10 protein-coding genes, 1 tRNA gene and 1 pseudogene are annotated in these 10,102 nt (G+C 70.1%); 2 read left to right on the forward strand and 10 right to left on the reverse strand.

The features are described 5' to 3' along the window. Positions 1 to 121: transposase (locus tag CR938_RS12780; RefSeq protein WP_149860985.1), on the forward strand; the 121-nt coding region annotated here is incomplete at its 5' end. A gap of 244 nt (positions 122 to 365) precedes the next feature. On the opposite strand, the gene CR938_RS12785 is transcribed toward CR938_RS12780, so the two are convergent. From CR938_RS12785 to thrS, 10 genes are all read right to left on the reverse strand, one after another. Continuing rightward, complete coding sequence (locus CR938_RS12785; protein ID WP_162125379.1) at positions 366 to 1,583, reverse strand: tyrosine-type recombinase/integrase; 1,218 nt, start codon at positions 1,581 to 1,583, stop codon at positions 366 to 368. Between the two features lie 177 nt (positions 1,584 to 1,760). Continuing rightward, positions 1,761 to 1,837, reverse strand: a tRNA-Pro gene (locus CR938_RS12790). Between the two features lie 76 nt (positions 1,838 to 1,913). Then, positions 1,914 to 2,270 carry a MerR family transcriptional regulator gene (locus CR938_RS12795; protein ID WP_162125380.1) on the reverse strand — a complete coding sequence of 119 codons (357 nt, stop codon included), beginning with the start codon at positions 2,268 to 2,270 and terminating at the stop codon, positions 1,914 to 1,916. Next, positions 2,263 to 2,568 carry an integration host factor subunit alpha gene (locus CR938_RS12800; protein WP_162125381.1) on the reverse strand — a complete coding sequence of 102 codons (306 nt, stop codon included), beginning with the start codon at positions 2,566 to 2,568 and terminating at the stop codon, positions 2,263 to 2,265. The genes CR938_RS12795 and CR938_RS12800 overlap by 8 nt, the downstream gene beginning before the upstream one ends. A 16-nt stretch (positions 2,569 to 2,584) precedes the next feature. Continuing rightward, positions 2,585 to 4,993: a phenylalanine--tRNA ligase subunit beta gene (gene pheT / locus CR938_RS12805; protein WP_162125382.1), complete on the reverse strand. Its 2,409-nt coding sequence runs from the start codon at positions 4,991 to 4,993 to the stop codon at positions 2,585 to 2,587. A gap of 60 nt (positions 4,994 to 5,053) precedes the next feature. Beyond that, positions 5,054 to 6,049 carry a phenylalanine--tRNA ligase subunit alpha gene (gene pheS / locus CR938_RS12810; RefSeq protein WP_162125383.1) on the reverse strand — a complete coding sequence of 332 codons (996 nt, stop codon included), beginning with the start codon at positions 6,047 to 6,049 and terminating at the stop codon, positions 5,054 to 5,056. A 102-nt stretch (positions 6,050 to 6,151) separates the two neighbouring features. Next, positions 6,152 to 6,511, reverse strand: coding sequence for a 50S ribosomal protein L20 (rplT, locus tag CR938_RS12815; RefSeq protein WP_162125384.1), 360 nt, complete (start codon positions 6,509 to 6,511; stop codon positions 6,152 to 6,154). 13 nt (positions 6,512 to 6,524) lie between these two features. Next, complete coding sequence (gene rpmI / locus CR938_RS12820; protein ID WP_010342861.1) at positions 6,525 to 6,722, reverse strand: 50S ribosomal protein L35; 198 nt, start codon at positions 6,720 to 6,722, stop codon at positions 6,525 to 6,527. A gap of 287 nt (positions 6,723 to 7,009) precedes the next feature. Further along, positions 7,010 to 7,531: a translation initiation factor IF-3 gene (gene infC / locus CR938_RS12825; protein ID WP_211365237.1), complete on the reverse strand. Its 522-nt coding sequence runs from the start codon at positions 7,529 to 7,531 to the stop codon at positions 7,010 to 7,012. A 47-nt stretch (positions 7,532 to 7,578) separates the two neighbouring features. Further along, the gene (gene thrS, locus CR938_RS12830; protein ID WP_162125385.1) at positions 7,579 to 9,483 is read right to left on the reverse strand and encodes a threonine--tRNA ligase; all 1,905 of its coding nucleotides are present in this window, start codon (positions 9,481 to 9,483) and stop codon (positions 7,579 to 7,581) included. 427 nt (positions 9,484 to 9,910) lie between these two features. Here thrS and CR938_RS14470 point away from each other — a divergent pair. Next, a pseudogene (locus tag CR938_RS14470) lies at positions 9,911 to 10,102 on the forward strand (MFS transporter); the annotation flags it as partial.

Below are 10,102 nucleotides of genomic sequence, written 5' to 3' on the forward strand. Positions count from 1 at the left end.
AACCAATCTGGTCGAAGGCATCAACAACAAGATCAAGGTCATCAAGCGGGTGGCCTACGGCTACCGGGACGACGCCTACTTCTTCCTGAAGATCCGGGCGGCCTTCCCCGGACTTGGGTGAAGAACCCAAAAATTCTGGGGGGATTGGCTCTTTCCCCACCAATTCCGCGAGCGGCGCGCGGTCGCCATAGTCGAACGCAACAAGCGCGCACGTCCAATCCCATGTTTCTAGCATCCGTCGCGGCGCGTCCAGGTAAGACAGCGGAACACCCATCGCGCACCCTCGCGCCCCTGAATAGTCCCCGCACCAGCGCCGGCAGGGTGTCCGGCGTTTTCGCCCCGTCGGGCTAGGCGCGGGTGTTCGGTCAGCCCGCCTTCGCGCGCAGCGGCACCACGTTCCCGCCCTCGCGCAGGCTGTCCAGATAGTCCGCCCACGCCTGCATCATCTTGCGGCGTTCGGCCAGGTGCTGGGTGCGGTTGTAGGCGCGCCCCAGCGGGTCGCGGACGGAATGCGCGAGTTGGTGCTCGATGTAGTCGGGCCGGAAGCCCAGCACCTCATCCAGCACCGTGCGCGCCATTGCCCGGAAGCCGTGCCCGGTCATCGTGTCGCCGTCGAATCCCATCCGCCGCAGGGCAGCGGTGACCGCCGCCTCGCTCATGGGCCGCCCCTTGCCGCGCGCACTCGGGAACACGTATTCGCCGCGGCCGGTCAGCGGTTGCAGCTCGCGCAGGATGGCGACCGCCTGCGTCGCCAGCGGAACGATATGCGGCTGCCCGGTCTTGCTTGCCGCGAAACGCCATTCTCCGGCGTCCAGGTCGATATCCGCCCATCGCGCCTGGCGCAGTTCGCCCGGCCGCACGAATACCAGCGGGGCCAGCTTCAAGGCGGCGGACACCGCAGGCGTGCCCGGATAGGCATGCAGCGCGCGCAGCAGCGGGCCGATTTCCGCCGGATTCGTCACGCTGGCGAAATGCCTTTCCTCCGGCTGCGCCAACGCCCCCACAAGATCGGCGGCCGGGTTGCGGTCGGCTCGCCCGGTGGCGATGGCATAGCGGAACACCTGCCCGGCCAGCGCCCGCGCCCGGTGCGCCGTTTCCACTGCCCCGCGCGCCTCGATCCTGCGCAAGGCGCGCAGCAGTTCCGGTGCCGTCACTTCGGCCACTGGCCGGCTGCCGATGTATGGAACCAAGTCCTTTTCGAGCAATCGCCTCTCCCGGACGATGGAGCCGGCCGCCAGCTTCTTTTCCCGGATCGCCAGCAGTTCGGACGCTACCGCCGCGAAGCTGTTAGCCGCCTTGTCGGCCTTCGCCGCGCGCTCGGCCTTGCGCTGCTCGCCGGGGTCGACGCCAGCGGCCAGCAGCTTGCGAGCCTCCGCGTGGCGTTGCCGGGCATCGGCCAGGCCCGTTTCTGGATAGGTGCCAAGCGACAGGGTGTTCCGCTTCCCTGTCACCGGCCGGCGGTAGTCCCAGCGCCACCACCGCGCGCCATCGGGCCGCAGCAGCAGATACAGCCCCCCGCCGTCACGCAGCTTCAGCGGCTTGTCGCCCGGCTTGGCCTTGCGGATAGCGGTATCGGTGAGCATGGCGGTAACTCCGTGGCGGTAACTGGTCCGGCGGCCCCGGCAGTTACCGCCAAAGCTACCGCCAGTTACCGCGAGATTTCAACGTACCGCATCGGACACTGCCGGACGCCAGACAGCAGAAAACCCGCCTTTTCGGCGGGTTTTCTGGACTTTCCCGGACGTTGCCGGATGCTTGTTTGGTCGGGGTAGCCGGATTCGAACCGACGACCACCAGTCCCCCAGACTGGTGCGCTACCAGGCTGCGCTATACCCCGAGGTAAGCCGTCCCGCCGAGGCGGGCTGCCCATTATACCCGGTCCGCGGCGCCGCGTGTGGGCCGGCGTGCCGGCTTCAGCGCTTGAGCAGCTGCAGCACTTCCTCCAGCTCCATGCGCACCTGGCGCACGATCTGGGTGCTGAGCGAGGCCTCGCGCCTGGCGCCCTCGCCTTCCAGACGCAGGCGCGCGCCGCCGATGGTGTAACCCTGTTCGTACAGCAGGGCGCGGATCTGCCGCACCATCAGCACGTCGTGGCGCTGGTAGTAGCGGCGGTTGCCGCGGCGCTTGACCGGGCTGAGGCTGGGGAACTCGGTCTCCCAGTAGCGCAGCACGTGCGGCTTGACGTCGCACAGCTCGGCCACCTCACCGATGGTGAAGTAGCGCTTGGCCGGAATCGGCGGAAGCTCGCGGTTGCTGCCCGGATCAAGCATGCGGCGCCGTCCCCGCGTAGGCCTCCACGCGTTCCTTCAGCTTCTGCCCGGGGCGGAACGTGACCACGGTGCGGGCGGAGATCGGGATCTCCTCGCCGGTCTTCGGATTGCGGCCCGGGCGCTGGTTCTTGCGGCGCAGATCGAAGTTGCCGAAGCCCGACAGCTTCACCTGGCGGCCGCTCTGCAGCGCCTCGCGCAGCACGTCGAAGAACGCGTCGACGAACTCCTTCGCCTCCCGCTTGTTCAGGCCGACTTCCTCGAACAGCCGTTCGGCCATCTCCGCCTTGGTCAATGCCATCCTCGTCCCCTGTTCATCAGCCGCGGATGCGGGCGCCGTGTTCGCGCGCCAGCGCGGACACCACACGCTCCACCGCCGATTCGGCGTCCTGGTCGGTGAGAGTGCGCGTGTTGTCCTGCAAAATCAAGCCCATAGCCAGACTCTTGCATCCGCTTTCCACGCCCGGCCCCTGGTAGCGGTCGAACAGCACCAGGTCGCGCAGCACCGGGCCGGCGGCCTGGCGCACGCTGGCGGCCAGCGCCGCCCAGGTGACGTCCTCGGCAACCACGAAGGCCAGGTCGCGGCGCACGGCCGGGAAGCGCGAGAGCGCCTCGGCGCGCGGCAGGGCGCGGCGGCACAGCGGCTCCAGGTCCAGCTCGAACGCCAGCACCTCGCCCTCCAGGTCCAGCGCCTTCTGCAGGCGCGGGTGCAGCTGGCCGATCCAGCCCAGGGTCACCGGGCCGCCCTCCAGGTCGGTGCGCAGCACCTCGGCGCTGCGGCCCGGATGGCCGTACGGGCGGGTGGACGGACGGAACTCCAGCGCCGCGCCGGCGGCCGCCGCCAGCGACTCCAGGTCGCCCTTCAGGTCGTGGAAGTCCACCGCACGCGCCGGCAGGCCCCACTGCTCGGCCGCGGCCGGGCCGCAGGCCACCGCGGCGACCCGGCGGGTTTCCAGCGGCGCGGCACCGGCCTGGCCGGCCCGGGTGAACACCCGGCCCAGCTCGAACAGGCGCCCGCGCCCGGCCTGGCGGGCGCGGTTGCGCGCCAGCGCGTCCACCAGGCCCGGCAGCAGCGAGGGCCGCATCACCGCCAGCTCGGCGCTGAGCGGGTTGGCCAGCGGCACGGTGCCCTGCTCCAGGTTCCAGGCGCGCAGCAGCGCACCGTCGACGAAGGCGAAGCTGACCGCCTCCAGGTAGTCGCGCGCCACCAGCTGGCGACGCAGCTCGGCCTCGCCCAGCACGCCCTCGCCGGGGGCGGTGATCGGCGCCGGGCCGCCCGGCAGGGTGGTCGGCACGCGGTCGTAGCCGTGGATGCGCGCCAGCTCCTCGATCAGGTCCTCCTCGATGGCGATGTCGAAGCGGCGGCTGGGCGGCACCACCTGCCAGCCCTCGGCGGTGGCGGCCACCTGCATGCCCAGGGCGCGCAGGATGCGCTCGACCTCGGCATCGGGGATGGCGATGCCCAGCACGCGGGCGATGCGCGCCCGGCGCAGGGTGATGTTCGCCGGCTTCGGCAGGTCGGCCTCGCGCACCGCCTCGGTCACCGGGCCGGGGGTGCCGCCGGCCAGCTTCAGCACGAGCGCGGTGGCGTACTCGATGGCCAGGCGCGGCAGCTCCGGGTCCACGCCGCGCTCGAAGCGGTGGATGGCGTCGGTGTGCAGGCCCAGGCGGCGGCCGCGGCCCATGATCGCGGCCGGGGCGAAGTGCGCCGCCTCCAAGAACACGTTGCGGGTGCCCTCGCCCACCTTGGTGGACTGCCCGCCCATGATGCCGGCCAGGCCGATGGCGCGGCCGCCGTCCTCGCCGTCGCAGATCACCAAGAAGGCGCCGTCCTGGCCCAGGTCGGCGGTCTGGCCGTTGAGCAGCTCCAGGGTCTCGCCCGGGCGCGAGTGGCGCACGCCCACCGGGCCGGCCAGCCTGTCCAGGTCGTAGGCGTGCATGGGCTGGCCTAGCTCCAGCATCACGTACTGGGTGATGTCCACCAGCAGCGACACCGGGCGCACGCCGCTGCGGCGCAGGCGCTCGGCCATCCACACCGGGGTGGGCGCGCTGGCGTTCACGTTCTCGACCACGCGGCCGACGAAGCGCGGTGCGTCGGCGCCGGCCTGCAGGCGCACCTCCAGCGCGCGCGTGCCGGTGGCCGGCACCGGCGCCACGTCCAGCGGCGCCACCTCACTGGCGAAGGCGGCGGCCACGTCGTAGGCGATGCCGCGCACGCCGAAGCAGTCGGCGCGGTTGGGGGGCAGCTTGATCTCGATGCTGGCGTCCGGCAGGCCCAAGTACTCGGCCAGCGGGGTGCCGACCGGGGCGTCGTCCGGCAGCTCCAGCAGGCCGGAGGCATCCTCGTCCAGGCCCAGCTCCCTGGCCGAGCAGAGCATGCCGTTGGACTCCACGCCGCGCAGCCTGGCCGCGCGGATGGCCATGCCGCCGACGTTGGCGCCGATGGTCGCCAGCGGCGCGACCAGCCCGGCGCGCGCGTTGGGCGCGCCGCAGACGATCTGCAGCGGCTCGCCCCGGCCGATGTCCCCCTTGCACACCTGCAGGCGGTCGGCCTGGGGATGGCGCTCGGCCTCGAGGATCCGCGCCACCACCACGCCCGCCAGGCCGTCGCCCAGCGCCTTGACCTCCTCGACCTCCAGGCCGATGGCGGTCAGCATGGCGGCCAGCTCGTCGCGGGTGGCCGGGGTGGGCACGTGGCTGCGCAGCCAGTTTTCGGAGAATTTCATCTTCGTGTTCCGTGGGGCGGGCCGCGGCCCGCCGTTGCATGGGTCGACGCGGGAAGGCCTTTACGCGAACTGGCGCAGGAAGCGCACGTCGTTCTCGAAGAAGGCGCGCAGGTCGTTGACGCCGTAGCGCAGCATGGCGAAGCGCTCCACGCCCAGGCCGAAGGCGAAGCCGGTGTAGCGCTCCGGGTCGATGCCGCAGTTGCGCAGCACGTTCGGGTGGACCATGCCGCAGCCCAGCACCTCCAGCCAGCGCACGCTGCCGTCCGGCTGCTGCCAGGCGATGTCCACCTCCGCGCCCGGCTCCACGAACGGGAAGTAGCTGGGGCGGAAGCGCATCTGGAAGTCACGCTCGAAGAAGGCGCGCACGAACTCGGCCAGGGTGCCCTTCAGGTCGGCGAAGGTGGCGTGCTCGTCCACCAGCAGTCCCTCGACCTGGTGGAACATCGGCGAGTGGGTCTGGTCGGAGTCGCTGCGGTACACCTTGCCGGCGGCGATCATGCGCAGCGGCGGCTTGTGGTCGCCCATGTAGCGCACCTGCACGCCGGAGGTGTGGGTGCGCAGCAGGCGCCCGTCGCCGAAGTAGAAGGTGTCGTGCATGGCCCGCGCCGGGTGGTGCGGCGGGAAGTTGAGCGCCTCGAAGTTGTGCCAGTCGTCCTCGATCTCCGGGCCGTCGGCCAGCTCGTAGCCCAGCCGGCCGAAGATGTCGGCGATGCGCTCGAGGGTGCGCGAGATCGGGTGCAGGCCGCCACGGCCGCCCTGGCGGCCCGGCAGGGTGACGTCCACCGCCTCGCCGGCCAGGCGCGCGTCCAGCGCCGCCTCCTCCAGCACCGCGCGGCGGCTGGCCAGGGCCTGGCCCACCTGGTCGCGGACCCGGTTGATCGCCTCGCCGGCGGCCTTGCGCTGCTCCGGCGGCAGCGTGCCCAGCTGCTTGAGCTGGACGGTGATGGCGCCCTGCTTGCCCAGCAGGCCGACGCGCAGCGCCTCCAGCGCCTCCAGGTCCTGCGCGGCGGCGATGTCGGCCAGCGCGCGGGCGGCCAGGGACTCGATTTCGCTCATGGGATTTCCGTGGCTGGAAAAACAAATGGGGAAGGACTTGCGCCCTTCCCCACGTGTCGGGCGGGAAGCCCGCCCATTGTTGCTTTACGGTGGGAGGCGGCCTCAGGCCGCCAGAGCGCCCTTCGCCTTTTCGGCCAGCGCCGTGAACCCGGCCGGGTCGTTGACGGCGATGTCCGCCAGCACCTTGCGGTCCAGGGTGATGCCGGCCTTCTGCAGGCCGTTGATGAAGCGGCTGTAGCTCAGGCCGTTGATGCGGGCCGCCGCGTTGATGCGGGTGATCCACAGCGCGCGGAAGTTGCGCTTCTTCTGCTTGCGGCCGATGTAGGCGTACTGCTGGGCCTTGATGACCGCCTGCTTGGCGACGCGGAAGACCTTGCGCCGGGCGTTGTAGTAGCCCTTGGCCTGGCTGAGGACCTTCTTGTGGCGGCGGCGCGCCTGGACGCCACGCTTGACTCGTGCCATTTCCTAGTCCTCCTCAGAGATACGGCAGCATGCGGTCCAGGCGGCCGGCGTCCTCGGCGCGGACGTGGTTCGTCTGCCGCAGGTTGCGCTTCCGCTTGGTCGCCTTCTTGGTGAGGATGTGGCTACGGTTGGCGTGGCCGGCCTTGTACTTGCCGGAGGCGGTCTTGCGGAAACGCTTGGCCGCCGCCCGGTTGGTCTTGATCTTGGGCATTGCGATGTCCTTGTTGGGAACTGTCACTGGCACGGGCGGCGCCACGGGGACGCGCTTTCCATCCTTGCCCATGCCGGTCTGAAAGCCGCCAGCCTCCCGGGGGAAGCGGCGGCCGGTCCTGCGGCTGTTGCCAGCCACCCGGCGAACCGGAGCCGCGCATTATGCCTGCTGGCGCTTTGCCTTGCAATTCAGCAGGTTCGCCCGGCACCTGGACGCCCGGAAACGGCGAAGGGCGCCCCCGGGGACGCCCTTCCCGCCGGCCGGGCCTGGGGGCCCGGTCGCGGGGATCACTTCTTCTTCGGCGCGATCATCATGACCATCTGCCGGCCTTCCAGGCGCGGCCGGGACTCGATGACGATGTCGTCGCCCAGGTCGGCCTCGATCCGGGCGGCCATCTGCCGGCCCAGCTCCTGGTGGCTCATCTCGCGGCCACGGAAGCGGATGTTGATCTTGACCTTGTCGCCGTCCTCCAGGAAGCGGCGGATGTTCCGCAGCTTGATCTGGTAGTCGCCCTCGTCGGTCACCGGCCGGAACTTCAGTTCCTTGATCTCGACCTGCTTCTGCTTCTTCTTGGCCTCGGCGGCCCGCTTCTGCTGTTCGAAGCGGAACTTGCCGTAGTCCATGATCTTGCAGACCGGTGGATCGGCGTTCGGCTGGATCTCGACCAGATCAAGACCCTCGTCCTCGGCAAGACGCAACGCCTCGTCGCGCGACAGGACGCCGATCATCTCGCCATCGGACCCGATCACGCGCACGCGCGGGACCCGGATCTCGTGGTTCTTTCGGTTTTGCTTCTCGAGGGTGCTGATATTGCGGTCTCCCGGGGTGGACTGGGCAGCGAGGCCGGGGATCCGGCCTACGCCATCTGCTGTTCGCGCAGCATCGCGGCGAAGTCGGCCACCGGCATGGAGCCCTTATCTTCGCCCGAACGCGTGCGCACCGCCACGGTGCCGTTCTCCTTCTCGCGGTCCCCGACCACCAGCAGGTACGGCACCCGTTGCAGGGTGTGCTCGCGAATCTTAAAGCCGATTTTCTCGTTCCGCAAATCGGCCTGGACCCTGAATCCTTGATTTGCAAGGATTTTCCGGACCTCCTCGACGTACCCGGCCTGGGCGTCGGTGATGTTCATGACCACGGCCTGGACCGGGGCCAGCCAGACCGGGAAGGCGCCGGCGTGGTGCTCGATCAGGATGCCGATGAAACGTTCCATGGAGCCCACGATGGCGCGGTGCAGCATGACCGGATGGCGGCGCTGGCTGTGCTCGTCCACGTACTCGGCGCCCAAGCGGACCGGCATCATGAAGTCCACCTGCATGGTGCCCAGCTGCCAGGTGCGGCCCAGGGCATCCTTCAGGTGGTACTCGATCTTGGGGCCATAGAACGCGCCCTCGCCCGGTAGCTCCTGCCAGGCCACCCCGGAGGCGCGCAGGGCCGAGCGCAGGGCCTCCTCGGCCTTGTCCCAGGTGGCGTCGTCGCCCAGGCGGTTGTCCGGGCGCAGGGCGATCTTGACCTGGATCTCGTCGAAGCCGAAGTCGCGGTAGACCTTCAGGGCCTGCTGATGGAAGGCACGGACCTCGGATTCGACCTGGTCCTCGGTGCAGAAGATGTGGCCATCGTCCTGGGTGAAGCCGCGCACGCGCAGGATGCCATGCAGCGCGCCGGAGGGCTCATTGCGGTGGCAGGAGCCGAACTCGCCGTAGCGGATCGGCAGGTCGCGGTAGCTGTGCAGGCCCTGGTTGAAGATCTGCACGTGGCCCGGGCAATTCATGGGCTTCACCGCGTAGGTTCGCTTCTCGGACTCGGTGAAGAACATGTTGTCCTTGTAGTTGTCCCAGTGGCCGGACTTCTTCCACAGGGTCACGTCCAGGATCTGCGGGCAGCGCACCTCGCCATAGCCGGTCTCGTGGTAGACGCGGCGCATGTACTGCTCGACCACCTGCCAGATGGCCCAGCCCTTGGGGTGCCAGAACACCAGGCCCGGGGCTTCCTCCTGCAGATGGAACAGGTCCTGCTGCCTGCCGATGCGGCGGTGGTCGCGCTTCTCGGCCTCCTCCAGGCGCTGCAGGTAGGCCTTCAGCTGCTTCTCGTCGGCCCAGGCGGTGCCGTAAACGCGCTGCAGCTGCTCGTTCTTCGAGTCGCCGCGCCAGTACGCGCCGGAAATGCGCAGCAGCTTGAAGGCCTTCAGGAACCGGGTGTTCGGCACGTGCGGGCCACGGCACATGTCGATGTATTCCTGGTGGTAGTACAGGCCCATGGCGGTCACTTCCGGCCCCATGTCCTCGATCAGGCGCAGCTTGTAGTCCTCGCCGCGGGCCTTGAACACCTCGATGACCTCCTCGCGCGGGGTCATCTTCTTGATGACGTCGTAGTCCTGGGCGATCAGCTCGCGCATGCGCTGCTCGATCGCGGCCAGGTCCTCCGGCGTGAACGGGCGGTGGTACCAAATGTCGTAGTAGAAGCCGTCCTCGATCACCGGGCCGATCACCATCTTCGCGTCGGGATACAGCTGCTTGACCGCATGGCCGACCAGGTGCGCGCAGGAGTGGCGGATGATCTCCACGCCCTCCTGGTCCCTGTGGGTGATGATGCGCAGCGTGGCGTCGTGGTCGATCAGGTCGCAGGCGTCGACCAGGCGGCCGTCCACCTCGCCGGCGAGGGTGGCCTTGGCCAGGCCCGGGCCGATGGACTGGGCCACCTGCATGACGGTGACGGGGGATTCGAACTCGCGGCGGCTGCCGTCGGGGAGCGTGATCGTGATCATGGGGGGGAAACCGGAGGAAGGTGTGTGGCGTCCGGGCGGGCCGGTGCTTCCGGCACCGGCGGGCCCGGGGCGGCCGGACGGCCCGCGGACGGGCAAACAAAAGGCGCCGCCAGGCGCCTGCGTTCCGCGGGCCCGGCGTGGTCAGCTGTGGGCGGTGGTAGTGCTCATGTCGCACGCTCGGCCGGCGTTTCCGCGGGCCACCCTGTCGTCCTTGCGCCGGCCCGGTGCCGGCGGCATCCGCGGCGATTCTAGCCCATGCCCGCGGCGCGGGCGCAAACTGCCGGCCGGCGCGGCACCGTGGCAGCTGCGGGCCGCGGCGCGCCACCCGCCCTGCATACACCGGCCGCCCACCGCCGCATCGCCGCCTTCGCGGCCGTTTCACCGCCCTGCCGGCAGCGTTGGATCCGCCCCCCCCCCGGAGCGCCGCGTGACCGACCGCCGCAGCAAAGCCCCCCGGGTAGGGAAAAGGGTGGGCTACAGCCTGGCCGCCCGGCCCGCCACCCGGATCTCCCAGCCCCTGGTCCCCTCCCGGGCTTCCTTCTACCCCGCCGTCTCCCGCCCCCCCGCCGGCATCGCGGCGCAGATCATCTTCGTGGTCGGCCTGCTGGGCGCGTTCGTG

The organism is Pseudoxanthomonas taiwanensis (genome assembly GCF_010093135.1).
GTDB classification, from domain to species: Bacteria; Pseudomonadota; Gammaproteobacteria; order Xanthomonadales; family Xanthomonadaceae; genus Pseudoxanthomonas; species Pseudoxanthomonas taiwanensis.